We start from the raw sequence: 23,779 nt of genomic DNA, 5'->3' as shown, positions 1-23,779 counted from the left end.
CCCGCGCGCAGGCGGGGGGGCCGCTTCCTTCTGCGACCTCTCGTTTGGCCGCAAGAACAGCGGGATCCCCGCCTTCGCGGGGATGACGGAAATATTTTAGCGGGCTGGTTGGTCCGCATTCGCATACGTTTCAAAAGGAGATCGGGCATGAAGCCTTTCCGCCTGCTGGCAAAAGCCGGCATCCTCGCCGCCGCTCTCGCGCCCCTTGCTGCTCATGCGCAGGACGCGCACCCCAGCGTCACCGCCGCCTCGCCCGATGGCTCCATCGTGCTCACCGTCAGCACGGACAACGACAGCCGCCCCACATGGTCGCTGTCGCGCAAGGGCAAGTTGCTGATCGCGCCGAGCAAGCTGGGCTTCGTGCTGACCGATGGCGTCAACATGGTGCGCGGCTTTGCGATCTCCGGCAGCGAGACCGGCAAGCAGGACGATACCTGGGAACAGCCCTGGGGCGAGCGCCGCTATGTGCGCGATCATTATAACGAGGTGACCGTTCACTTCCGCCAGTCCGCCGCGCAGGGCAGCCGGTTGATGGACGTGCATTTCCGCCTGTTCGATAACGGCGTGGGCTTCCGCTACGAACTGCCCGAGCAGCCGGCGATGAAGACGATGAAGATCGCCGACGAAACCACCGAGTTCGCCATCGTGCCCAAGGGCGAGGCATGGTGGATCCCCGGCGGCGAGTGGAACCGGTACGAGCAGGTCTACCAGAAGACCGCCATCGACGCCGTTTCCACCGCGCATACGCCGATCACCATGAAGCTGGAGGACGGCACCCACCTGTCGTTCCACGAAGCGGCGCTGGTGGATTATGCCGGATACTGGTTCAAGCGGGCTGATGGCCAGACCTTCCGCACCACGCTCTCGCCCTCGTCACGCGGCGCGCGGGTGGTGCGCGATCTGCCGTTCAACACGCCCTGGCGCACGATCCGCATTGCCGACAATGCGGCGGGCCTTGTCGAGAACGATCTGGAGCTCAACCTCAACGAACCCAACAAGCTGGGCGATGTCAGCTGGGTGAAGCCGATGCGCTATATCGGCATCTGGTGGGGCATGATCCGCGGCGACTGGACCTGGGCGACCGGTCCGCAGCACGGCGCCACAACCGCCCGTGCCAAGCAGTACATCGACTATGCCGCGCGTCACAATTTCGGCGGCGTGCTGATCGAGGGCTGGAACAAGGGCTGGGACGGCGACTGGTTCGGCCACGGCGATTTCAGCTTCACCGAAGCGACGCCGGACTTCGATATCAAGGCGGTGACCGACTATGCCCGCAAAAAGGGCGTGGTGCTGATCGGCCACCACGAGACCGGCGGCAATATCGCCATCTACGAAAAGCAGATGGATGCAGGCTTCGCGCTCTACGAAAAGCTGGGCGTCACCTCGGTGAAGACCGGCTATGTGGCGGATGGCGGCGGCATCATTGCCGACACCTGGCATTACGGCGAAAAGCCGGGCGAAACGCATATGGAATGGCATGACGGCCAGCGTCAGGTGAACCACCATCTGGACGTGGTGAAGCTGGCCGCGCAGCACCACATTTCCATCGACGCGCATGAGCCGGTCAAGGACACCGGCCTGCGCCGCACTTATCCGAACTGGGTCAGCCGCGAAGGCGCGCGGGGCATGGAGTACAATGCCTGGGGCGCCTTCGCCAATGGACCGGATCATGAGCCAACGCTGGTCTATACCCGCATGCTCTCCGGCCCGATGGACTTTACGCCGGGCGTGCTGAGCCTTGAGGGCGCGAAGCACGATCCGCTGGCCTCCACGCTTGCCAAGCAGCTTGGGCTTTACCTCGCGATCTATTCACCGATCCAGATGGCGGCGGACTTCGTCGAGAACCTCGACAAGTATCCGCGCGAGATGGAGTTTATCAGCCATGTCCCCACCGACTGGGCGGAAAGCCACCTGATCGCCGGCGAAGTGGGCGATTACGCGGTCTTCGCGCGCAAGGATCGCAAGAGCCCCGAATGGTTCGTCGGCGGCGTGAACGACGCGACGGCGCGTACTGTCACGCTTTCGTTCGACTTCCTTGAACCGGGCAAGACCTACAAGGCAACGATCTGGAAGGACGGGGAGGGCGCGACTTACCTGACCGATGCCCGCCACAAGATCGCCTATGACACGCGCACAGTGAAGAAGGGTGACACCTACTCGCTCTGGCTGGCGCCGGGCGGCGGCGCGGCGATGCGTCTGGTGCCGGGGAAGTAAGAGATGGGGGGCGGTCTAGCCGCCCCCTTTTACTCAGGCCCCGATTTCATCGCACAGCGACGCCGATCAGCGCGGTCGAGGGAATGGGCAGCATGGTACGCCCGGCCGCCATGTGCCGCACTTCGGCGATCACCGCCTGCTTTTCCGCGTCGGTCAGGCTTGCCCAGTCGGGAGACATGCCGAACAGGCTGTCGGGCTCGGCAAGCGCTGCCATGTCGAGTTCGTAGTCGAATGTGACGTATTCGATCTGCGGATCGCGATAGCCGGTGGCGATCAGTTCGCGGGCGAAGTCCTCCGGACGGCTGAGCGCCTTTACCGCCGCCGGCATCGTCATGCCCTCCCGATCCGGAAACAGTTTCTGGCGGATCTGGCCCAGCAGCAGGAAAGTGGCGGCGCCGCGGTCCTGCCATGTCGCCACCACGCCGTGTCCGCCGGGCCGCGTTACGCGCGCCATCTCCGCCAGGCCCTTGCGCCAGTCTGGAAACATGATGACGCCGAAGATGGAGAACACGGCGTCGAACGTGGCGTCACCCAGCGCCAGCGCCTGCCCATCCATCACCCGCGCCTCCACGTTGGGCAGTCCGGCCGCGGCAATGCGCGCGACCATGCCGGGCGAAAAATCGGTGGCCATGACCTGCGCGCCCGTTTGCGCTGCCGAGAGCGCGAGTGCGCCGGTTCCAGCTGCGACATCGAGCACGCGGCTTTGGGCGGTCAAGGAGACGCGCGCGAGGGCCGCCTCTGCAAAGCGGGCGGTGAAGGGATGCGCGGTCTTTTCGTAATGCTGGGCGGCCGTGTCCCAGTGATCGGGGTTTTCGAATTCAGCCATATCACCTGCTCCACGAATCATGTAACATTGTAAGTATCGTGACACGGGAGGCTTGCCAATCCCCGCCCAGATGTGAAGGAACGTGCCGTGCGTAACGACAGCCGCCTTTCCCGAATGCTTCACGTACTGCTCCATATGGCGCGGCACGATGGGCCGATGACCTCCGAAGCGATTGCGCGGATGCTGGGGACCAACCCCGTCGTGGTCCGCCGCACGATGGCCGGCCTGCGCGATGCGGGCTATGTCCGCTCCGAAAAGGGCCACGGCGGCGGCTGGGCGATCGCGGCCGATCTGAATGCGGTTTCGCTGCTGGATATCCATCGCGCCGTGGGCGGTCCGCGCATCTTCGCGATCGGCAGCGATCACGCAAATTCAGACTGCGCGGTGGAGCAGGCGGTCAACGAAGCGCTGGAAGATGCGCTGCAGCAGGCGGAGGCGCTGCTGGTGGCGCGGCTTGGCGCGGTAACTCTGGCCGAACTGGCAAAAGGGTTCGACGCGCGCTGCGGCGCGGATGGTCAGGCCTCTGAGGCCAGCTCGGCCGTGAAGAAGGGCTGATCGGCATAGTGATCGATGAAGGCGCGCTGAGCGGCCGACATGCCAAGGCGCGTGGCGAAGACCATGTGGATCACGCCTTCCGCCGTGTGCCAGCGGGGTAGCAAGCGCTCCAGTCGGTTAAGGGCCATATCGTCCCGGCAGGCGCGTTCGTGCAGCAGGGCGATGCCAAGGCCATCCAGCGCGGCATCGCGCACAATGCTGGAATCGTTGGTGCAAAGGCGCGGCTGATGCAGCACGCGATGCTGTTCGCCATCGTCGCTGACCAGATCCCAGCGGTGATGTTCGGCATGTTCGCCCACGGATAGCGTGGGGAACCACTGCAACGTCTCGATCGTCACGGGTTCCACTTGTGCGGCCAGGAATTCCGGGCTTGCCACCAGAATGCGCTGGCCCCTGCCAAGCTGGCGCATGGTCAGCGAGAGGTCCGTTTCCTTTTCGACGTCCACGCGCAGGGCGATGTCGTAGCCTTCGCGGATGATGTCCACGCGGCGGCTGGTCAGGTGCATGTCAACGCGCACCAGCGGATAGCGCGCCAGGAACGAGGCAAGCCGCTCGGCGCCCAGAAACCGAGCCAGCCCCGGCGGGCAAGTGATGCGCAATACGCCGCTGACGTCCTCCCGCGCCCGTTCCGCAATCGCGCGTGTCGCGGAAACGCCGTCGGCTATGATTTCGCACTGGCGGTAGACCTGCCGGCCCACTTCGGTGATCCGCACATTGCGCGTGGAGCGTTCCAGCAACCTTGCGCCCAGCTCTCGCTCCAGCTTTGCGACCCGCTTGGACAGCTTGCCCCGCGCCTCGCCCGTGGCGCGTTCGGCGGCGGAAAAGCCGCCATGGCGCACAACCATGGCAAAACTGCGCAAGTCATCGAGATCCATTCGCTGCCTCCTGCTGGTGTGAGCCATTCCCGTCCCCGCGCATGAATGCAAGCGGCATTGGCACCACGGTTGCTCGGCAGGCGCGTTGCGCTTCTTCCTTGGAAGAAATCCCAATGGCGCGGGAACCACCTTTACCGGACAATATCCGACGCGGGCGTTGGATCGGCGGATGCCGGTTATACGGGGTGATCGGGATGAACGCGGAACTGGGGTATGAAAGGCGTCTTGCACAGCGCTATCTGCTCGTGGCGCCGGTTCCTTTTGCGCGCGATCCGCAGGGTCGCATCTGGCTGGACGAATTGTGGTGGCACGATCTGCACATGCATCTCGCCTATCTGGAAAACCTGACCGTCCTTGCGCCCTGCCGACAGATCACCCAACCCGAACCGGGCATGGTCGAGGCAATTGGGCCGGAGGGCGGCAAGCTCGAATTTGTCGAAATTTTTCCGGAAGGGGGGATGGTAAAGACCCTGTTGCACCTTCCCTTTGCCATCGGCAGAGCCTGGAAAGCCATTGGCCGGTCCGATCTTGTCCATTCGGGCGTTGCGGGCTGGCCCATCCCGGTCGGCGCCATCGTCAACCCGATTGCCGTGTTGCGGCGCAAGCCGCTGATCATCATCATCGAAAGCGCGTTCTGGCGCTTGCAGCAGAGTGATTCCATCGGCTGGAAGGCGCGGTTTCGGGCGTGGCTTACGGAAGCGTTCGCCCGATGGACGCTGCGCCATGCCGCGCTGGCCGTCTATACCCACGCCGGTTACCGCGACAGTCTGCCTGTGGGCCCCGAGGGCACCGCGGTCGTCCTGCCCGCCAGCTGGATTTCGGACGACAATGTCATTTCGTTGGGGCAGGCCGGAGCGGCCTGGGATGAAAAGCGCGACCGACCCCATTTCCTGCTGGCATCGCGATTGGTGCCGGAAAAGGGCATTCCCCTGTTTCTCGAAGCTCTTGCTCATCTGGATCAGAAGGGGGCGGAGGCCGGCATCGATCCGATCGGCATCGATGTGATCGGCTCCGGCACGATGCGTCCCGATATAGAGGCCTTTGCACAAAAGACGCAGGCGGTGCGGGTCAGGTTGCTCGATCCGCTGCCCTATGGCCCCGACTTCATGCAACTGATCCGCTCCTATCATGCCACGATCGTGCCGCTGACGGGGGATGAACAGGCGCGCATCCTCTACGATTCATTTTCGCAAGCGGTCCCGGTCATTGCCACGGATACCGCCGGCAATCGCGAGGTGGTGACGGACTGCGAGACGGGATTTCTGGTTGGCGACAACAATCCCGAGGCTTTCGCCCAGACCTTGCTCGATTGTGCGGCAAGGCCGGAGGTGCTGCGCCAAGCCGGGCTTTCCGCCCTGCGGGTCGCTGCCAGCCATACTCATAGCGATATGCATCGAAAGCGCGCTGTCCTGCTGCGGCAGCTGTTCGGCACGGGGTAAACGGCCGAACAACACCGACCCAAGGCTGGTCGTCCGGTCGTGGTGGCTGTAACGGGGGACGATGAAAACGCAGGATTCCCCCGTCCGATCTTCCGATGCAGGCCCATTGGCGGGCAAGACCGCACTGGTGACCGGAGCCGCAGGCGGGCTGGGCCGGGAAATCGCGCGCGGCCTGGCAGAGGCCGGCGCGCACGTTTTGGTCCACGGGCGCAACCCGGAACACGCCGCGCAAGTCGCTGCCATGATTGCAGAGGCCGGGCTTGGCGCCGAACCGGTGGTGTTCGATTTGTGCGACGAGGCGGCGATGGCGGCAGCTATGGCAGAACGCGGGCCCGTCGATATCCTCATCAACAATGCGGGCCACCGTGACCGCAGGCCGATTGGAGAGCTGGACCGCGAAGCCGTCCGCCACATGCTGGAGGTCAACCTGATCGCCTGCTTCGATCTCGCCCGGCTGCTGGCGCCGCGCATGGCGGCGGGCGGGCGTATCGTCAACATCACCTCCATCGCCGGCCCCATCGCGCGTGCGGGCGACGCGGCCTATACTATGGCGAAGGGGGGGCTTGAGGCATTGACCCGCGCTTTGGCGGCGGAACTGGGCGCGCGCGGCATCACCGTGAACGCCGTGGCGCCGGGCTTTTTCGCGACCGAGGCGAACGCGGCGATGGTCGCCGATCCGGCCATCGGCCGCCATCTGGAGACGCGCACGTCGCTGGGCCGCTGGGGCCGCCCGCAGGAAGTGGTCGGCCCGGTGGTCTTCCTTGCCTCACCCGCCGCGTCCTACGTCACCGGGCAAGTGCTGGCGGTGGACGGCGGCTATCTGGCGCATTTTTAAGGCTCACGCCTCCGCCGCGTAGAAGGCATCGGCAAAGTCGAAGGCGTCGTAGACGATGCGGCGATAGGTCTCGTCGAACGTCTTGCGGATGCCGCCGTCGCTGATCACCATCGGGCGGTCTTCCTCCACCGCCTTGACCACCAGCTTGCCGACCAGTTCGGCGGGCCGGAACGTCACTTCCGCGTGCCACTGCGCACCTTCCGGGATCTGCACTTCGCCCTCTCCGGGGCCGCCGAAGCGGGCAGGGCGGTATCGTGCATTGTTCGCCTTCATATTGCTGACCACGCCGTGCGGAACGAAGGCGGTTACGCCCACGCCGTATTCGCGCGCCTCCACCGCCAGGTTCAGCATCATGCCGATGATCCCCATCTTCGCGCCCGAATAGGCGGCGTGATAGGGGATCCAGCTGGGTAGCAACCCGGCGGTTGATGCGGTGGCGCAGACATGGCCGTCCCGCGCGGCCACCATGTCCGGATAGAACGTCTTCACGCAGTTCAGCACGCCGATCAGGTTGGCATGGACGATCCAGTCGATATCGTCCGCGCTCATGTCGGTGATCCGCTCGAACGACGTGGCGCCGGCATTGGCGAACAACAGGGAGACCGGGCCGAGATGTTCGCTCGCCATCTGTCTGGCATTCGCCAGAGAGGCCATGTCGGTAACGTCGCATTCGATCGCCAGCGCCTTGCCGCCTTTGGCTGCGATCTCTGCCGCGACCGAACGGGCATTGTCGGCCAAGATATCGGCAATGGCGACGGATGCGCCCTTGGCGGCCAGTTCCAGTGCCAGCCCACGCCCGATTCCGCTGCCGCCGCCGGTCACCACCGCCGTGCGGCCCGCCACCTTCGTCATCCGTGCCTCTCCCTTCTGGTCTCTGTTCGTGAGCCTATATTGTCACCGTTGTCGTTTCAATGCCTGCCATTTCGCGGGGTGAAGAGGTGTCTTTTCCGGCAATCGGTTATGACTGAGGCGGAAATTAATCACCTGATAGGTTTCTAATTCATTGACCGGTCATCCCCGGCCAACCACCGTTGCGGATGTGCGCTGCCGGAGGGTGCCGGCCGCACGAAGCAATAAGGCGAGGCGCGAGGGTGCGACTTCGCAAAGGGAGAGGCGCCGGCCCCTGTGCACGGCGCAATGCACGATGTGGAGGCCTTGCCATGAACGGACTTCGTCTGCCGTCCAGCCGCGTTCTGTCGCGTAGTCGTCGCGGAACATTGGCTCTTTTGCTCGCGGGTGCGCCTGTCGCTGCCCTGGCGCAGGAAGCCCCGCCTCCCCCCCAGGACGATAGCCACGGCGTGAAGGAGATCATCGTCACTGCGCAGCGGCGTGCCGAAAACCTGCAGGACGTGCCGATCGCGATCACGGCGGTCGGGTCCGAAGCGCTGAAATCCGCGGGCATTTCCGAAACGAACACGCTGACGCAGGCGGTTCCGGCCGTCCAGTTCTCCCGATCCGGGGCCAGCGGGCTGTTCTTTGTGCGCGGCGTCGGCACCACCAATGCCTCGATCGGCGATGAGGGATCGAACGCCTTCTACGTGGACGGCGTCTACATGCCGGACCTGTCCAGCACGGTCATGCAGTTCAACAATATCGAACGGGTGGAAGTGCTGAAGGGCCCGCAAGGCACGCTGTTCGGGCGCAATGCTTTCGGCGGCCTGATCCACGTCATCACCAAGGAGCCGGGCGACCATCTGGAAGCATCGGCGCAGGCGGGCTACGCCAATTACGATACGATCCAGGGGCAGGCCTATATCGGCGGCCCGATCACCGAGGGGATCAGCGCCGACCTTGCGCTGACCGGTTACGACCAGCGGGACGGTTGGGGCCGCAACGTCACGCTCGATCGCGATATCAAGAAGATGAAGTATTGGGGCGCGCGTTCCAAGATCGTGATCCGCCCCAGTGACGCCGTTAAATTCGTTCTGGCCGGCGACTATTACGATACCGATGACAATACTGCCATCGGCTGGAGTGTGGACGAAGATTTCCTCGTCACCGGCGGAATCCGCTCGATCGGCAGCATGAACACGGCATCGAACGACTATTCGCTGACGCAGCTGCGGAACTGGGGCGTAAGCCTGACCGGCGAATTCGATCTGGGCTTTGCGACGCTGACCAGCATCAGTTCGCTGCGCGACAGTCGCAACCATTCGGACTTCGACGTGGATGCGACCCAGGTGCCCTATCTGCGCATCGCCTTCACCTCCGGATCGCGCGCCTATCAGCAGGAACTGCGCCTTGCCTCGGCGGACACCGATCCGATCAGCTGGCAGATCGGTGCCTTCTACCTGCATTCGGAGGTGTACAACCGATCGCGCTTCACCGGGCTGGCGCTGGGCGGGCTGACCACCGGCCAGTATATCGACGCCACGCTGGATACCGATTCCATCGCCGGTTTCGGCGAAGTGACGTGGGCGATTACGCCGAGCACCAAGCTGACCGGCGGCGTGCGCTATACCAACGACAAGCGGCAACTGGGCGGCGGATATGCAGCGCTGGTGAGGGACGTGGTGGGTCCGCTGATCCCCACCGACGACGAGCTGAGTTATGGCAAGTTCACCTGGCGCGCGGCGCTGCGGCAGGACATCACGCGCGATATCAGCGCCTACGTCTCGTACAATCGCGGCTTCAAGGCGGGCACTTACTCATTGCAGAACCCGCAGCTTCCGCCGGTGAAGCCGCAGTATATCAACGCCTACGAAGTGGGCATCAAGTCCGAACTGTTCGGCCGTGCGCTGCGCCTGAATGCGGCGGCGTTCCATTATGATATCACGGACTATCAGGTCCGCTCCGCCGCCGTCGGCACGCTGGGATCGGCGGTGCTGCTCAATGCCGCCTCGGTCAAAGTGGACGGCGTGGACGTCGATTTCGAGGCGGCGCCGGTTGAGGGCATCCGGCTGTTCGGCGGGTTTACCTGGCTCAATTCGCGGTTCCACTACTTCGGGCCCACCGATACGCTGGCGGGCGCGCCGTTCATCTATCCGAACCCGGCGGTCTGCGATGCACAGGGCACCAGCGATCCCGGCACCACGACCGGGCCGCAGACGGGCGGTTTCAAGACCTGCTTCGGCGATGCCTCCGGCTTCCAGACGCCGACGGCGCCGGATTTCTCCGCCAGTTTCGGTGCCAGCGCGACGATCCCGATCGATCAAGTGCAGCAACTGCGCGCAACCATGCTGGCCAGCTACAACAGCGGCTATCCGTTCGAAAGCGACGGGGTGCTGCGGCAGGACGCCTATATGCTGCTGAACGGTTCGATCGAATACCGGCCGACCGACAAGTGGGGGCTGGAATTCTGGATGAAGAACATCTCCGACACGAAGTACTTCCAGCAGAAGATCTCGACCGGGCTGGGTGCAACTACCGCCCGCGCCTCGCCGCGCACTTACGGCGTGACGGTGCGTTTCGACTATTGAGGGTGTTGGCGGGGGCGCTGGCGGCAGCGCGCCCCGTCACATCATGATCTGGGGCACGGCTTCCATCGGCGGGGTTTCGAAACGGCCCAGGCCATAATCCCCGGCGATGGTGGTGCGCTGCATCGTGCGGCCATGCGCGGGATCGTTGCCCGAAACGGCGTGAAGCATGCGCCAGTTGTCCCAGATCAGCATCTGGTCCAGCTGCCAGGCATGGTGATAGCTCTGATCGGCGGCAATCCGGTTGATCGTCTGGCAGACTTCTTCCAGCAGAGCCTCGCCTTCCGCCGTCTCCAACCCCAGAATGCCTTCCGCCATGTAGGGGGAGACGTGAAGGCAGCGCGCTCCATTGCCGCGGGTCCAGATCGCGGGATGGATCGCACGCGGCGCCCCCTTGCGGTTCGCCATCATCTCCAGCGCACCGGGCTTTTCGCGCACGATCCGGATGTCGTCCGGTTGGCCGAAGCGGTTGGTGCCGTAGGCGACATTGAGCGTGTAGAGGATTTCGGCCTGCTCCAGCCGGTCCCGCAGATGCGTGGGGAACGCGTGGTAGAGCGCCACGCCGTCGACGAAGCCGGTCAATCCGCCCTCGGGGGTGATCCGGGTGGCGCGCAGAACGCCGGCGCGGTTCAGTTCATCGTTGTAGCAATGGTCGAAATGCCAGGGCAGCCAGTGCGCCAGCGGACGGCCCGCGATTTCGACCACGCCCGAGGCATTGGGCTCCTGCTTGATTTCCACCACGCCGCGCAGCCGGTCGCCGTCCACACGGCTGACTTCCTTCAGCGGGTGCTCCTTCAGGGGGCCGAACACGCCGCTCAGCGCGACTTGCATTTCATCGCTCTGCTCGATGGCGTCGAAAACGATCAGGCCTTCGCGTTCGAAGGCGTCGGCGATCGAGCGGCGATTGGCCGCGTCCGCCAGAACCTCATGCGTGACGCCGGAAATCCGCACACCGAACGGCAGATCCGGCCGAAGCGGTGCAATCTTCAGTTCGCCCATGGTCTTGCATCCTTCCCGTTTGACGCTCCGGCGTTTTGGTCGGCAGCGGCGGCGCCCTAGGGCGCCTGCGTTCGCAACATTGAATCGACCAGCAAGCGCCGCAATTGCTCGTTCTCGCGCTGCAGTCGCTCGATTTCGCCGGTGTCGGGCGCTGCGGCCGACTTGCGCGGGGCAGTTACGGGCAGCAGGCCATGGAGCAGCACGTGGACGGCATAGCGGATGTTGGCGTCGACCTCTTCCGCGCTGACCGGCACGCCCCAGGCGGCGGCGGTCGGCGGCCCGCCTACGGCGATGTTCATGAAGGCGATGGCCGCCTTGCGCGCCTCGTCCTCCGGGCAACCGAGACGGCGGCGGAACAGGTGGGACAGCCAATCGATCGTGGGGCCGGTGCCAGCCTCGTACGTGAAGGCGCCGATCTCCGGAATGCGGGGGCTTTCGGCGTTGGTGATGCGCAGCAGGCGAATGCCATCCTCACTCATGACATTGGCGACGAGGCGGCGGCCGATGCGCAGGAGTGTCTCCTCCAGATCGTCATCCACGCACTCCTCCAGCGCATCCAGCGGCAGGATCCATTGCTCTATCGCGCGTTCCAGCGTGGCCTTGAAGAAGGTCAGCTTGTCGCCATAGCGCTGGTAAAACGTGCGCTTGGCCATGCCGGCGGCGGCGCAGATCGCATCGATGCTGGTCCGTTCGAAGCCGTTTTCCAGAAACAGCACAAGCGCCCGGTCCAGCAATTCCTGATTGCTGAGCGAGGGGCGGCCCGGCCCGCGACCGGGCATAGCGCCGCCGTCGTCATCCGGCGCCTTCATGGCTGCTTCCCGATATATAAAACGATGCAGGTAATAATTGCTTGCATGGCGCCATCGAATGAGGGACAGTGTGAACCGTAAATCGCTTTTTGAAACGATATGGGTGATAATCGGCGCTGCAACGGTGTCGGTCAAGCCCGAAAGTGCAACGACTGTCGCACGGTGCAGATCCGGCGAGGGAGAGGCGAAAACCATGGTACCCGTAGGCGAAATGTCCGATGCCGGCACCATCCGGGCGGCAGACCTTACCTCGCGCATCGCCTCGCAGATCATGATCGACAAGCAGGCGCTGCTTTCGGGCATTCACGCCGGGGCGATCCGGTCGTTACTCGTGCGGCGCGGCGTGGTGGTGGTTCGGGGCGTGCCGCTGGACGACAGCGAACTGCGCACGATCGCGCATTCCCTGGGAGAATTGCGGATCGGTTCGGCGCGGCGCGGCGCTGACGGCGCGGTCCTGACGGAGGGCGACGGCGGCGTTCTGCGCGTCACGCTGGACGAGACCCGCAACCCCGAATACGCCCGCTTCCTGTTCGGTAACCAGCTCTGGCACATGGACGGGACGTACGAGGAAGTGCCCCCGTTTGCGACGCTGCTGGCCCCCGTGCGCCTTTCCGTCCGCGGCGGAGACACCCTGTTTGCGAATACCGCCGCCGCCTTCGCCGACTTGCCGGAAGAGGAACAACGCCGGCTCGAACGCCTGCGCGTGGTCCACACGATGCAGGCGGCGCTGTTCCCGGCGAAGCGCGATTGCTCGGTCGAGGAATTCGCGCTGTGGAGTTCCTATCCGCAGCGATCGCACCCGCTGGTGTGGCAGCATCGTTCGGGCGTGCGCTCGCTCGTGCTCAGCACCTCGGGCGCTTATGTGGAGGGCATGGAGCCGGCCGAGAGCCACGATCTGCTTCAGCGCCTGATGATCCACGCCACGCAGGACCGCTACGTCTATCGCCACAAGTGGCAGCCGGGCGATCTCGCCATCTGGGACAATACCGCGACGATGCACCGCGTGGAGCCGTTCGATCGCGAAAGCGGCCGCGAACTCCACCGCTGCACGCTGAATGGCGAGGAACCCGTCACCGCGCCGGCCTGATCCGGCGCGCCGCAGAAACCAAAAAATCAGGGAAAGATCCATGCAGGTTGGCATTCATCTGGGCTTTCAGAACCTCCACGGCATGCCGGAGGGTGACTTCTTCCGGCGCGAAACCCAGCTGGCGATTGAGGCGGAGGCGATGGGCTTCGACTTCGCGGCAGCGGTGGAGCACCACTTCACGGACTACGCGGCGTGCCCCGATCCGCTGCAATTGCTGACCTATGTCGCGGCGAAAACCAGCACGATAAAACTGATGCCGGCGGCCGTGATCCTGCCGTGGAACGATCCGCTGCGGGTGGTGGAGAAGACCGCGATGCTGGATCACCTCAGCAACGGGCGAGTGATCCTGGGTATGGGGCGCGGCGCGGCACGGCGTGAATTCACGGGTTTCCGCACCGATCTGGCCGACTCCCGCGATCGGTTCGACGAAGCGGCGCCGATGATCCTGGAGGGGCTGGAAACCGGCTTCGTGGAAGGCGCGGGGCCGCATTTCCCGCAGCCACGCGTGGAGGTGCGGCCACGGCCGGAGGGGTGGTCCAAGGACCGCTGCGTCATGGTCTCCATGTCGCGATCCTCGGTGGAGGAAGCGGCCGAACTCGGGCTGCGCACACTGCGCTTTTCGCAGGGGGACTGGACCAAGGCGCTGCCCGAAATCGAATTCTACCGCGATACATTCGCCCGGCTTCACGGCGAGCCGGCGCCGCCTTTCGTCATCAGCGATTTCGTAGTGTGCTTCGAGGATGAGCAGCAGGTGGTCGACTATACCGACAAGTACTTTTCGGCGCAGTTCCAGCAAGTTGCCGAGCACTATGAATTCGGCGCCGAGCACTTTCGCAGCCTGCCGTCCTATTCCACGTACGTCTACATGGGTGAAGCGGCAAAGGCTGCAGGCGGCCCCGACAAGGCCTATCGCGACTACATTTCCGGCAACATGATCGGCACGCCGGATCAGCTGGTGGAAAAGCACTTCACGCGTCAGCGCATGGTCGGCGATTACTGGATTATCGCCAATTTCAGCTTCGGCGGCATGCCTTACGAGGATGTCTATCGCCAGATGCGCGTCTTTGCCGAAAAGGTGATGCCGCGCCTGAAGGAAGGCGCGCCGGTGGCGGCCTGAGGCGATGCATCCGCGCTATCCGCACGTCTTCTCGCCAATCGCGCTTGGCCCGGTCACCATCCCGAACCGCTTCTTCTTCGCGCCGCATGGCAGCGCGCTGAGTGTGGGGACCAAGCCTTCGGACGACCTTGTCGCCTATAGCGCCGAGCGGGTGAGGGATGGCGGCTGCGGACTGGTGATGGTGGCGCTGGTTGCGCACGAACGCGGGCGTACCCGGCAGCCATCGCCGCACCTTGACGCAAACATCGCCGCCTTCGCCCGCATGGCGGACGCCATTCACGCGGCTGGCGGCAAGATCTTCGGGCAGATCTTCTACTGGTGGGGCGGCGCGGGCTGGTGGCAGCCGCTGAGCCCGCCGGCACCGGCACTGGGCCCATCCAGCCGGCAATTCGCGCATGGCCGCCGGGCATCCACCACGCGGGCGATGACCTTGGGAGAGATCGCGGGCATGCACGAGGCCGTGCGCCGCTCCACCGCCAACTTGCGCAAGGCCGGTTTCGACGGAGTGATGCTGCACGGATCGCACGCGGGCCTGATCGAGCAGTTCCTTTCGCCCTACTACAACGCGCGGGAGGACGATTACGGCGGCAGCTTCGCCAACCGCATACGCTTCGTGGCGGAATCGCTGGATGCAGCGCGCGCGGGGGGCGGCCGTGAGATGGCGGTGGGGATGCGCTTCAACTGCGATGAAGGCGTGGCGGGCGGCTATGGCATCGTTGGGGCACGCGATGCGGTTTCGCATCTGACCGGGCGCGGATTGCTGGACTTTCTGGACCTCGATCAAGGCATGGAGCCGCAGCAGTTCGCGCACGGAATGCCGACCGGTTTCTCCGAAAAGCAGCTCTATCGCCCCGCGGTCGCACAAGTGCGCGAGGCGGCGGGCACGGTGCCGGTGCTTTCCGTGCTGGGCCGCGTCACCCGCATGGCGGAGGCGGAGGAGGCCATTGCGTCGGGCGTGATCGACATGGCGGGGTGCGCACGGCAATTGATTGCGGAGCCGCAATTCGTCTCGCTGGCGCGGGAGGGGCGCGAAGCGGAAGGGCGCACCTGCATTGCCTGCAATTGGTGCACGGCGGCCGGCGGCGATGGCGCGCAGGGCTGCACGATCAACCCGGCCAGCTATCGCGAACGGCTATGGGGCGCGGGCAGCTTCGTACCTGCGCCGCAGCCATCGCGCGTGGTGGTCATCGGCGCCGGCCCCGGCGGGATGGAGGCGGCCCGCGTCGCGGCAAAGCGCGGGCACCGGGTCACCCTGTTCGAAGCGCGCGGGGAGCCGGGCGGCGCTCTGGCCGACTGGGCGCGCTTGCCTGGACGGAGCCATTATGGCGATGCCGTGCGCTGGTGGTGGGCGGAACTCGAACGCCTTGGCGTCGATCTGCGCTTGGGCATTCGCGCCAGTCCCGAAACGGTGCTGACCAAGGCGCCTGACACGGTGATCGTGGCGACCGGCGCGCGCTATCGCTCGGGCGGGCAGGGGATCGTAAGCGAAATGCCGATTCCCGGCCATGACCGACCCTTCGTTCTCACACCGGAAGCCGTGCTGGCCGGCGCGCTCGATCTTTCCGGCCACGTACTGGTGGCCGATGGGGAGGGCTATCACACCGGCAGTGGCATCGCCGAAATGCTGGCTGCGCGCGGCGCGCAGGTCACGCTGGTTTCCGCCGAAATGTCGCCCGTTTCCGCGCGATTGAGCGACGCGTGGGAGGAGCGCTTCGTGCTCGGCCGCATGAAACGGGCCGGCGTCGTTCTGGAGACCGGAACGTGGATCGACGAGATTGGCGAAAGTTGGGTGACGTTGTGCGATGTGCATTCCGGCGCGACGCAGGTGATGCCGGTAGATGCCGTGATCCTGGCCACCTCGCGGGAGCCAATGGACGACCTTGCGCGCGCACTGGAAGGGCGTGTGCCGCAGCTTTTCACGATCGGCGATGCGCTGGCGCCGCGCATGTTTGCGGCGGCGAGTTACGAGGGGCAGATGTTCGCGCGCATGATCGGGGAGCCGGACGCTCCGCGCGATTTCGCGCAGGCGTGGTTCGCGGCCGATGCGCCGTGGCTTAATCCCTTGCCGGCCGACATGGACCGGCCTGCCGGCTGAGGCGCCCCGGCGTGAACCGGGGGCGCCCACATCCTCAGTACTTCACGCCGAGCGTTACGCCGTAAGTTGCCGGTTCGGCCCAGACGCTGCCGATGCCGAGCGAGGCGTAGTTCACCGCCGAGCGGTAGCGGTGATCGGTGACGTTCTCACCATAGACCGCGATCGAGTACTTGTCCGAGGCATCCGTCCATTCCGCACGCAGGCCCAGCTGGGCGTAACCGCTCTGCTTGAACTGTTCGGCAATGCCGAAATAGAAGGACGAGGTGTAGTAGAGATTGCTGGACAGGTTCAGGCGCCCGCCGCCAAGATCCAACCCGTAGGAGGCGGCAAGGTTCGCGGTGAATTCCGGCGAACGCTGCATCTTGAAGCCGCTGGCGTTGGTGGTCGTTTCCACCAGCGAACCGGGCCCAAGGCCGCCAAGGCTGGTCGGCGTGCAGGCCACCGGCGAGGTGCCGAAGGTCAGCGACGGATCGCAGAACTGGTAGAACGGCGCGTTGGGGAACTTCTTGTAGCGGGCATGGGTCCAGGCCGCGCCGCCGGAAATTGTGAAGTCCGACGTCACGCGGGCGCTGACTTGCCCCTCGATGCCGTAGATTTCCGAACTGGCGGCATTGGTGATACGCGCGGTGCCGGCCTGGAAGCTGGAGACCTGCAGGTTCTTGTAATCGTAGTAGAAGCCGGAAAGCTCCGCAGAGAACGGTCCCTTGGCGTACTTGTAGCCCAGTTCGTAGGCGTTGATCGTTTCCGGCTTCACCGGGCGGTACGAATAGCCGCCCACGTTCAGCAGGCCGGCCTTGTACCCCTGGGTGAACGAGGCATAGAGGCTGGATTCGTCATTAGGCTTGAAGCGCAGCACGAAGCGCGGCGTCACGCGGTCGTTGGTGAGGTTCGGCACGTCGTAACGCGTGTAGAGCGGCACGTTCGATGGGAATGGCACCGGATTGCCATTGGCATCCTCATAGACCGAGGCAGTGAGGGCGCGCAGGAAGTAGGCGTCGGAAACCCAGTCATGGCTGTAGCGCGCGCCGGCAGTGACGAAGAGTTGCGGCGTGATTTCGTAGGTGGCGTCTCCGAAGACCGCGATCGACTGGGTTAGCGTGCCGGATTCGCCGTTGCGCACGAACGGATTGGTGCCCAGCTTCGCGTCGGTGGGCCAGGTGTCGCGGTTGTTGAAGTAATAGACGCCGGTGGTCCACTGCAGGCGCGACCCCGCCTTGGAGTTCAGCAGCAGTTCCTGCGTGAAGGTTTCGCTGTTGGATCCGATGCGGATGGTGAAGATCGGCAGTGCCGTCGCGTCGAGATCCTGCACGCTGGTCACCCGCTCATTGCGGTACTGGGTGTAGGATGTGAGGTCCGCAAAGCCGAGGTTGGCCTTGATCGTGCCCTGCACGATGTCCGAGTTGCTGTGCGCGCCGATGCCGTCGCTGGGCTGCAGGGCCACCTGGTTGGGCTTGGTCGCGTAATAGCCGGTCGGCGTGTACTGGTAGATCCAGCGGGTTCCATCTTCATCCACGAAGGCATTGTGCATCAGCGCGGAGGGATCGTCCGTCGCGGAATGGATATAGCGAAGCAGGAAGCTGACGTCGGGTGTCACTTCCACTTTCAATCCCGTGCGCACCGACCAGCGGTTGTATTTGCCGACATGGTCGTTGTCGTCGATGATGTTGGTCTGAAAGCCGTCGCCGCGACGGTAGAGCCCCTCCACATCGAGGGCGACGCCGGGGGCCACGCCCGATGTGGCATAGCCTTGCACTTCCACGGTGTTGAAGCGGCCGTAGGTCGCCTTCATTTCGCCGCTGGGTGTCTCGCTGGGATCGGCGGTGGTGACCAGGATCGCGCCGCCGGTGGTGTTGCGGCCGAACAGCGTCCCTTGCGGGCCCTTCAGCACCTGCACCGACTGGACTTTCATCAGTTGGAAGTCGGTTGCCGCCGCGCTGGGCGAAAAGAAGCCGTCGACATAAGTCGCGACGTTCGGGCCTCCGCCGGACGTGGTGATCGCGGTGCCTACGCCGCGAATGGTCGGCTGCGTATAGACGCCCGCCTTGTCGAAGCGCAGCGCCGGCACCACGCGCGACATGTCGGAAAGCTGGCGCACGCCGGCGTCGGTAAGCGCCTGATCGCTGAGCGAGGTGATGGTGATCGGCACATCGAGCGAACGTTCCGAACGGCGCTGCGCGGTGACATAGATTTCACCAGTGGGTACGGGCTGCGCGGCCTGCGCCTGAGCTGCGGGAGCCTGAGCGGCATCCTGCGCGAGAGCCTGCTGCGAGAGCAGGGCGGTTGCCAGAACGGCAAGGGACGATGTTGCGGATCGCCGGAAACGGTTCGACATTTTTTCCTCCCGATGTGTCGTAGGCCCGGCTTTTTCAACGCGGTGCCCGTTACGTTTTCGCACTAGGCCGGCTTCTGGCAAAGTTTTGCGACGGCCATATCGTCACGGCGCTTTCGCCGGCTTCCTTACCGGCAAACAAGCCTATTTTCGCCGGCGGGGTCCGCCCGTCACCATGCATCTCGTCCGGCGATGAAGGCACCGACGGTGCGGCGGATCCAGTCCTGCCGCGCCGGGCGGGGAACCGGCCGGTCGGTCAGCATCACGTTCACGTAATAGCCGCGCAGCATCAGGATGAACGCCTCTGCGGCCGCCTGCGGATCGCCGGGAACGCGGCCTTGCGCGGCCGCGCAGTGGACGATGAAATCCGCGATTTGCTCAACCCCGATCTGGGTGCGCTCGGCCGCGGCGATGCCCAGTTCGGGAAATCGGTGGGATTCGCTGTAGATCAGCCGGTTTACGCCCAGAAAGCTGCGCTGAAAGCTGAGTTCCAGCGAGCGGTCGGCATAGGCGACAAGGCCCTTCTCCAGATCGGTGTCGCTGATCTGCAACTGCACCAGCGTCGCGCCCAGCGCGCGGTCCATTTGCTGCACCATGATGGCGCGGAACAACTGCTCCTTCGAGGAATAGCGCGAATAGAGCGTGGTCTTGGAAATGCCCGCCGCCTTGACGATCCGCGTCATGGACGTGCCGCCATATCCGTGACGCAGGAATTCCTGCAGGGCGACGTCCAGCAACTGGCCGTCTATTTCCGCGCCTTCCTCCAGCGTCGGCCGCCCCGGCGCGCGGGATGCGGCCGAACGGGCGGCAGTCGAGGCCGCCGCAATGCTCATGAACCGGCCATTCCGTGCATGTCAGCGGTCTTCCATGGCGTGGCGCTGCCGTTCCACATCAGCGAGCAGGGGGAGGATCTTCTCATCCGCCAGCAGCGTGCAGTAATATTCGTTGACGTGCCGGATCCTGCCTTCGTGCAGGGTGAAGGCCATGCAGTACTGATTGCAATAGGCCTCTCCATTGGCCAGCACCGCATCGCCTTCGAATTCCACGACGACGCGGTCGCCCTCTGCGGTTACTGTCTTGAATGCGGGGCGAAGGCCGGTGGGGATGAGGTCGCGGAAGGCGGCCGTTGTCGCCAGGATCATCTCGCGGACCCGCGGGCCGGAGAGTTTGCCGAAGCCCTTGGCGTCCGTAACCGCATCGGGCGCAAGGCACTTTTCGGCGGCCACGGCGTCGCCCCGGCTGAATGCCTCGATGAACTCGATCACGATCCGCTTGTTCGCTTCGCTCATGACATTCCCTTCCTTTCGATCACCGCAGGCCTTCCGAACAGCTTCCCGATCAGCCGGAGCAAACGGGCCAGCATGGAGGGGCGAGCGGGCATTTCGACCATCGTTTCCGGCCCCGCTCCTCCGCCGGGCGCCTCGATCTCCGCCTTCAGCTGTTGCGCGAAAGTCCGCGCGAACTGGGGCAGCAGCGGTTTGCCCATGGCTTCCCACATCATTGCCATCTGCCCGCTGCCGATCACCTGCACGTGCAATGTCACCTCGGTTTCCGTCGGGCCCAGCGACCGCGCGCGGTAGGTGCCAGCGCCCTGCACGGGATCGCCATCCAGATCGTAAGTGAAGGCGACGCGTTCCGGGCCGTCCCACGCGTCCACGTGGACATTGACGTGAACGGTGCGGACCAGCCCGCCGGCGCCGACTTTCAGCACCCAGCTGGAATTGTCCGCATCGACGATCCGGCATTCGCGAAGCCCGGGCATCAGACTGGCCCAGCGCTCGATATCGCGCACATGGGTCCAGACGTCCTCGATACCCCGCCCGATGGTGACGGTCTGTTCGGTTTCGATCATTCGGCAGCTTCCGCCTGCTGTCGCCGCGCCAGCGCCGCGTCCAGCAGCGTGCTGGGCTGGCCGATGGCATGGAGCGCCGCCAGATAGCCGTGGGTCATCCCGCGCGCATTGGTCATGCCGCTTTGCATGACGGCGCCATTGTCCAGACGGGCCATCGAATTGCCGGCGACGTAAAGCCCCTCGATCGGTTCATCATCCCAGCCGATCACGCGGCAATGCTCATCGCCCAGCAGCCCGGCAGAGGCGATGCCGCCGCCTGCCAGACGGTGCAGTGGTACGGCGTAGAACGGTCCTTGTTCCAGCGGTCCCAGATTGGCGTTGGGCTTCTGGTTGGGATCGCCGCACATGGTGACGCTCCACGGGAAAGCCCCACGCCGGAATTCCGGGTCTTCGCCGGCGGCGGAATAGCGATTGAACGCCGTCACCGTCTGTTCCAGCCCCGGCCCGTCGACGCCGATCATGGCGGCCAGTTCGGCCAGACTGCCCGCCTTCGCGCCCATGCCATCGGGCAGCTCCTGGCCCGGCATCACGCCGCCGAACGGGTATTTCTCCCGCGCCTGACTGTCGAAGATGGCCCAGCAGGGATAATTGACGTGGGTCTGCGAATTGCCGTCGATCACGTTCATGGCGTGGGCGATGGAGCGATAGAACGCCTCGTTCCCGAACCGCTTGCCCGCGCGGTTGACCACGATCGTATGCGGCAGGCCCATATAGGGCAGGGCACCGCGCCAGAGCGGCAGGTCGCCCTCCTGCTCCTCTCCGGGCGTGTGGACGCCAAGGATCGTCCCGTCCGGCACGCGGGCGATGCGGGCACCGAACGGGCCGGCCAGCCGTAGGTGCGCGCCGTCTATCGATTGCATGACCATCGATTCCGGATCGATCAGGTTGCCCAGCGTGCGCGAGTAACCGGGATCGCGCTCGTAACTGCTGACTGCGATCACCACGCCGCGATTGGCCTTGATGAAGATGTCCTTGCCGTCGCGCGTGGCCCGCACGCCGACAATGCGCTGGCCGTCGCCGATCAGTTTTTCCGCATTGACGCCCGTGAGCAGGGGGATGCCGCGATCCAGCGCGCCCTTGACGAAATAGGCGGCAAGGCCGGGCCCAAGACAGCGCTCGTCATTGCCCATGCGCTCTGCCATCGTGGCATAGTCCCAATTGCGCATGTTCGCGGTGCCGCCATTGGCCAAGATATCATGATGCGTCATGCCATAAGGCACGTGCGGCGATACGCGCGTGCGGTGCTGCCATTCGCCCAGTGAGGCGGCCGGAAACGGCACGGGTTCCAGCAGCCGCCCTTCCGCCACGCTATCGTTGCTGTGGGGGTAGTAATAGTCTGGACAGTCCGGGATTGCTGCCAGCTGCAACCCGATCACGTCCTCGAAATACTTCAGCGCGACCGGGGCGTGGATCGCCTGATTGAGGATGGAAACCTCATCCGCGTAACCGGCGGAAAGTCCCTGCACGTAACGGAAGCCGCTTTCGGGGGAATCGTCGATGCCCAGCGCCTTGGCCAGATGATTGCCGGCGATCCATACCTCGCCCATCGAATAGGCGGTGACGCCGCCCACTTTGTCCGACCGCTCGAGAACCACGGCAGAGCAGCCGTGATCCTGCGCGGTGATTGCCGCGCACAACCCGCCCGCGCCGGAGCCGATTGCCACCACGTCTGCTTCCAGATCCCATTGTTCAGGCACGATGTCCGTTTTCACCGGCTGTCTCCCAGCTTTTGCCAACCTCATTCATGGCCGAGGATGCGCCGCGTTCGCCCGGCGCTTTTCCCGGCAGGTCGGTCCTGCTGCAATTATGATACGGCATGGACCGATTAATGACCAGTTCGCCCCGGCGATGGGTTTTTATCGAATCCTGCTGCCGGTGATTGCTTTTTCACGCGTCGCGCTTGCCAGCCGCCGCGTTACTCGCCAGCAGCACCCCGAAGCGTGGCCCAAAGCGCGCCCGTCGGAGAATGCAGTGAACCCATCGAGACACCCCCTCTCGTTCCCCGCCTTCCGGCTGTTCTGGGTGGCACGGCTCTGCACGACGATGGCGCAGGGCGGCATGGTCGTGGTGTTGGGCTGGCAGGTTTACGAAGTTGCCCGGCTTACCCGCAGCATCAAGGATGCGGCCTTTCAACTGGGCGTCGTGGGGCTGGTCCAGTTCATTCCGCTGTTCCTGCTGGTGCTGGTTACCGGCTGGACGGCGGACCATGTCGACCGGCGCGTGATCGCGCGGCTGTGCGGGGTGGTGCAATTGGGATGCGCGGTACTGCTGGGCTGGCTCAATTCGGGCCATGGCGTGACACTTGCCGCGCTGTTCGTGGTGGCGGGCTTGTTCGGCGTGGTTCGGGCATTTTCCATGCCAGCGCTCAGTGCGCTGGCGCCGGACCTCGTTCCGGCCGAAGTGCTGCCCCGGGCCATCGCGATCAATTCCATCGCCAGCAGGCTGGGCGCCATCGTCGGGCCGGCCTCCGTCGGGTTCCTTTATTCGGTCGGGCCGGTGTTTCCTTATGCCGCCGCTTCCGCGCTGTTCGCGGTTTCGTTGCTGTGCTTCATGATGATCCCGCCAGTGCCGCGCACGCCGCGAAATGCCGGCGTCCATCCGTGGCAGCAGATGGTGGAGGGCATATCCTATGTGCGCCACCATCCGCTGATCCTGGGCGCGATCTCGCTGGACCTGATGGCGGTGCTGCTGGGCGGGGCGACCGCGCTGCTGCCGGTTTTCGCGCATGACATTCTGGCGATCGGCCCAAGCGGACTGGGCACTCTGCGCGCCGCGCCCGCATTGGGGGCCATGCTGGCGGCGTTCTGGTTCTCATGGCGGCCGCTGAACCGCGATGTGGGGGTGAAGATGCTGGCGGCGGTCGCCGTCTATGGCGTGGCCATCCTTGGCTTCGGCCTGTCGCGCTGGCTGCCGCTTTCGTTGCTGTGCCTGACCGTATCGGGCGCGGCCGACATGTTTTCGGTCTACGTCCGTCAGTCGCTGATCCAGCTTTCGACGCCGCAGGACATGCGCGGCCGGGTGGGGGCGGTCTCGTCGCTGTTCATTTCCGCATCGAACGAACTGGGTGAGGCCGAGTCCGGCTTCGTGGCCTCCTTCCTCGGCCCCACGGCGACGGTCGTGGTCGGCGGCATCGGCGCCATCGCCGTCACGCTGATCTGGTCCCGCCTGTTTCCGGCGCTGCGGCTGGCGCGCAGTTTCGATATCCGCCCGTTCGAGCGGGAACGGAAATAGGCGGAAAATTCAACGGCGGGCAGGTCAGAACAGCGCTTTTGCTGAAATATATTTTTTCGCGACCGGGGAATACGCGACCACACTATATTTACGATTGAAA

The 23,779-nt window shown here is 64.7% G+C and carries 19 protein-coding genes; 9 read left to right on the top strand and 10 right to left on the bottom strand.

Annotation, left to right across the window (positions count from 1 at the left end; all coding sequences use genetic code 11):
• Window positions 1-147: 147 nt before the first annotated feature.
• Window positions 148-2,214, top strand: coding sequence for a glycoside hydrolase family 97 protein (locus ACZ1JV_RS06560; RefSeq protein WP_465148870.1), 2,067 nt, complete (start codon window positions 148-150; stop codon window positions 2,212-2,214).
• Window positions 2,215-2,260: 46 nt separating this feature from the next.
• Here the strand turns inward: ACZ1JV_RS06560 and ACZ1JV_RS06555 are convergent, their stop codons facing one another.
• Complete coding sequence (locus tag ACZ1JV_RS06555) at window positions 2,261-3,040, bottom strand: class I SAM-dependent methyltransferase (protein ID WP_465148869.1); 780 nt, start codon at window positions 3,038-3,040, stop codon at window positions 2,261-2,263.
• A gap of 87 nt (window positions 3,041-3,127) precedes the next feature.
• On the opposite strand from ACZ1JV_RS06555, the gene ACZ1JV_RS06550 reads away from it, so the two are divergent.
• Complete coding sequence (locus ACZ1JV_RS06550; protein ID WP_465148868.1) at window positions 3,128-3,595, top strand: Rrf2 family transcriptional regulator; 468 nt, start codon at window positions 3,128-3,130, stop codon at window positions 3,593-3,595.
• Here the strand turns inward: ACZ1JV_RS06550 and ACZ1JV_RS06545 are convergent.
• The gene (locus ACZ1JV_RS06545) at window positions 3,556-4,470 is read right to left on the bottom strand and encodes a LysR family transcriptional regulator (protein ID WP_465148867.1); all 915 of its coding nucleotides are present in this window, start codon (window positions 4,468-4,470) and stop codon (window positions 3,556-3,558) included. The two genes, ACZ1JV_RS06550 and ACZ1JV_RS06545, sit on opposite strands and share 40 nt — an antisense overlap.
• A gap of 194 nt (window positions 4,471-4,664) precedes the next feature.
• On the opposite strand from ACZ1JV_RS06545, the gene ACZ1JV_RS06540 reads away from it, so the two are divergent.
• A complete protein-coding gene (locus ACZ1JV_RS06540) occupies window positions 4,665-5,909 on the top strand; it encodes a glycosyltransferase family 4 protein (RefSeq protein ID WP_465148866.1) in 1,245 nt (414 codons plus the stop codon).
• A gap of 61 nt (window positions 5,910-5,970) precedes the next feature.
• Window positions 5,971-6,744, top strand: a complete 774-nt coding sequence (locus ACZ1JV_RS06535; RefSeq protein WP_465148865.1) for an SDR family oxidoreductase — start codon at window positions 5,971-5,973, stop codon at window positions 6,742-6,744.
• Window positions 6,745-6,747: 3 nt separating this feature from the next.
• On the opposite strand, the gene ACZ1JV_RS06530 is transcribed toward ACZ1JV_RS06535, so the two are convergent.
• The gene (locus ACZ1JV_RS06530) at window positions 6,748-7,596 is read right to left on the bottom strand and encodes an SDR family oxidoreductase (protein ID WP_465148864.1); all 849 of its coding nucleotides are present in this window, start codon (window positions 7,594-7,596) and stop codon (window positions 6,748-6,750) included.
• Between the two features lie 308 nt (window positions 7,597-7,904).
• Here ACZ1JV_RS06530 and ACZ1JV_RS06525 point away from each other — a divergent pair, with 308 nt between their 5' ends.
• Window positions 7,905-10,163 carry a TonB-dependent receptor gene (locus ACZ1JV_RS06525; RefSeq protein ID WP_465148863.1) on the top strand — a complete coding sequence of 753 codons (2,259 nt, stop codon included), beginning with the start codon at window positions 7,905-7,907 and terminating at the stop codon, window positions 10,161-10,163.
• A 36-nt stretch (window positions 10,164-10,199) separates the two neighbouring features.
• Here the strand turns inward: ACZ1JV_RS06525 and ACZ1JV_RS06520 are convergent, their stop codons facing one another.
• Together ACZ1JV_RS06520 and ACZ1JV_RS06515 are read right to left on the bottom strand one after the other, a co-directional pair.
• The gene (locus ACZ1JV_RS06520; RefSeq protein WP_465148862.1) at window positions 10,200-11,159 is read right to left on the bottom strand and encodes a TauD/TfdA dioxygenase family protein; all 960 of its coding nucleotides are present in this window, start codon (window positions 11,157-11,159) and stop codon (window positions 10,200-10,202) included.
• A gap of 56 nt (window positions 11,160-11,215) precedes the next feature.
• Window positions 11,216-11,968 carry a TetR/AcrR family transcriptional regulator gene (locus tag ACZ1JV_RS06515; RefSeq protein ID WP_465148861.1) on the bottom strand — a complete coding sequence of 251 codons (753 nt, stop codon included), beginning with the start codon at window positions 11,966-11,968 and terminating at the stop codon, window positions 11,216-11,218.
• A gap of 193 nt (window positions 11,969-12,161) precedes the next feature.
• Here ACZ1JV_RS06515 and ACZ1JV_RS06510 point away from each other — a divergent pair, with 193 nt between their 5' ends.
• From ACZ1JV_RS06510 to ACZ1JV_RS06500, 3 genes are read left to right on the top strand one after another with little or no spacing between them, the layout of a single operon-like run.
• Window positions 12,162-13,055 carry a TauD/TfdA dioxygenase family protein gene (locus ACZ1JV_RS06510; RefSeq protein WP_465148860.1) on the top strand — a complete coding sequence of 298 codons (894 nt, stop codon included), beginning with the start codon at window positions 12,162-12,164 and terminating at the stop codon, window positions 13,053-13,055.
• 40 nt (window positions 13,056-13,095) lie between these two features.
• The gene (locus ACZ1JV_RS06505) at window positions 13,096-14,172 is read left to right on the top strand and encodes an LLM class flavin-dependent oxidoreductase (RefSeq protein WP_465148859.1); all 1,077 of its coding nucleotides are present in this window, start codon (window positions 13,096-13,098) and stop codon (window positions 14,170-14,172) included.
• Between the two features lie 4 nt (window positions 14,173-14,176).
• Entirely contained in the window at window positions 14,177-16,267 is a 2,091-nt protein-coding gene (locus ACZ1JV_RS06500; protein WP_465148858.1) for an oxidoreductase, read from the top strand.
• Between the two features lie 34 nt (window positions 16,268-16,301).
• On the opposite strand, the gene ACZ1JV_RS06495 is transcribed toward ACZ1JV_RS06500, so the two are convergent.
• The 5 genes from ACZ1JV_RS06495 to ACZ1JV_RS06475 all read right to left on the bottom strand — a co-directional run bounded on the left by ACZ1JV_RS06495 (window position 16,302) and on the right by ACZ1JV_RS06475 (window position 22,160).
• The gene (locus tag ACZ1JV_RS06495) at window positions 16,302-18,599 is read right to left on the bottom strand and encodes a TonB-dependent receptor (RefSeq protein ID WP_465148857.1); all 2,298 of its coding nucleotides are present in this window, start codon (window positions 18,597-18,599) and stop codon (window positions 16,302-16,304) included.
• 167 nt (window positions 18,600-18,766) lie between these two features.
• A complete protein-coding gene (locus ACZ1JV_RS06490; RefSeq protein WP_465148856.1) occupies window positions 18,767-19,429 on the bottom strand; it encodes a TetR/AcrR family transcriptional regulator in 663 nt (220 codons plus the stop codon).
• Window positions 19,430-19,450: 21 nt separating this feature from the next.
• Window positions 19,451-19,885 carry a nuclear transport factor 2 family protein gene (locus tag ACZ1JV_RS06485; protein WP_465148855.1) on the bottom strand — a complete coding sequence of 145 codons (435 nt, stop codon included), beginning with the start codon at window positions 19,883-19,885 and terminating at the stop codon, window positions 19,451-19,453.
• Entirely contained in the window at window positions 19,882-20,448 is a 567-nt protein-coding gene (locus ACZ1JV_RS06480; RefSeq protein WP_465148854.1) for an SRPBCC family protein, read from the bottom strand. The genes ACZ1JV_RS06485 and ACZ1JV_RS06480 overlap by 4 nt, the downstream gene beginning before the upstream one ends.
• The gene (locus ACZ1JV_RS06475; protein ID WP_465148853.1) at window positions 20,445-22,160 is read right to left on the bottom strand and encodes an FAD-binding protein; all 1,716 of its coding nucleotides are present in this window, start codon (window positions 22,158-22,160) and stop codon (window positions 20,445-20,447) included. Before ACZ1JV_RS06475 ends, ACZ1JV_RS06480 begins: the two co-directional genes overlap by 4 nt.
• Window positions 22,161-22,419: 259 nt before the next feature.
• On the opposite strand from ACZ1JV_RS06475, the gene ACZ1JV_RS06470 reads away from it, so the two are divergent.
• Complete coding sequence (locus tag ACZ1JV_RS06470; protein ID WP_465148852.1) at window positions 22,420-23,679, top strand: MFS transporter; 1,260 nt, start codon at window positions 22,420-22,422, stop codon at window positions 23,677-23,679.
• Window positions 23,680-23,779: the final 100 nt, after the last annotated feature.

The sequence above is a fragment of the Novosphingobium sp. BL-S-19 genome, from assembly GCF_055521675.1.
Note: the sequence above shows the minus strand (reverse complement) of the source record. Positions and strands in the feature narration are given on the sequence as shown.

Excerpts from the sequence above, each read along its gene's own strand:
- ACZ1JV_RS06510 (WP_465148860.1), top strand. The coding sequence starts at position 12,162 with ATGGTACCCGTAGGCGAAATGTCCGATGCCGGCACCATCCGGGCGGCA.
- ACZ1JV_RS06500 (WP_465148858.1), top strand. The coding sequence starts at position 14,177 with ATGCATCCGCGCTATCCGCACGTCTTCTCGCCAATCGCGCTTGGCCCG.
- ACZ1JV_RS06555 (WP_465148869.1), bottom strand. The coding sequence starts at position 3,040 with ATGGCTGAATTCGAAAACCCCGATCACTGGGACACGGCCGCCCAGCAT.
- ACZ1JV_RS06540 (WP_465148866.1), top strand. The coding sequence starts at position 4,665 with ATGAACGCGGAACTGGGGTATGAAAGGCGTCTTGCACAGCGCTATCTG.
- ACZ1JV_RS06515 (WP_465148861.1), bottom strand. The coding sequence starts at position 11,968 with ATGAAGGCGCCGGATGACGACGGCGGCGCTATGCCCGGTCGCGGGCCG.
- ACZ1JV_RS06545 (WP_465148867.1), bottom strand. The coding sequence starts at position 4,470 with ATGGATCTCGATGACTTGCGCAGTTTTGCCATGGTTGTGCGCCATGGC.
- ACZ1JV_RS06485 (WP_465148855.1), bottom strand. The coding sequence starts at position 19,885 with ATGAGCGAAGCGAACAAGCGGATCGTGATCGAGTTCATCGAGGCATTC.
- ACZ1JV_RS06560 (WP_465148870.1), top strand. The coding sequence starts at position 148 with ATGAAGCCTTTCCGCCTGCTGGCAAAAGCCGGCATCCTCGCCGCCGCT.
- ACZ1JV_RS06505 (WP_465148859.1), top strand. The coding sequence starts at position 13,096 with ATGCAGGTTGGCATTCATCTGGGCTTTCAGAACCTCCACGGCATGCCG.
- ACZ1JV_RS06495 (WP_465148857.1), bottom strand. The coding sequence starts at position 18,599 with ATGTCGAACCGTTTCCGGCGATCCGCAACATCGTCCCTTGCCGTTCTG.
- ACZ1JV_RS06535 (WP_465148865.1), top strand. The coding sequence starts at position 5,971 with ATGAAAACGCAGGATTCCCCCGTCCGATCTTCCGATGCAGGCCCATTG.
- ACZ1JV_RS06520 (WP_465148862.1), bottom strand. The coding sequence starts at position 11,159 with ATGGGCGAACTGAAGATTGCACCGCTTCGGCCGGATCTGCCGTTCGGT.
- ACZ1JV_RS06490 (WP_465148856.1), bottom strand. The coding sequence starts at position 19,429 with ATGAGCATTGCGGCGGCCTCGACTGCCGCCCGTTCGGCCGCATCCCGC.
- ACZ1JV_RS06480 (WP_465148854.1), bottom strand. The coding sequence starts at position 20,448 with ATGATCGAAACCGAACAGACCGTCACCATCGGGCGGGGTATCGAGGAC.
- ACZ1JV_RS06530 (WP_465148864.1), bottom strand. The coding sequence starts at position 7,596 with ATGACGAAGGTGGCGGGCCGCACGGCGGTGGTGACCGGCGGCGGCAGC.
- ACZ1JV_RS06525 (WP_465148863.1), top strand. The coding sequence starts at position 7,905 with ATGAACGGACTTCGTCTGCCGTCCAGCCGCGTTCTGTCGCGTAGTCGT.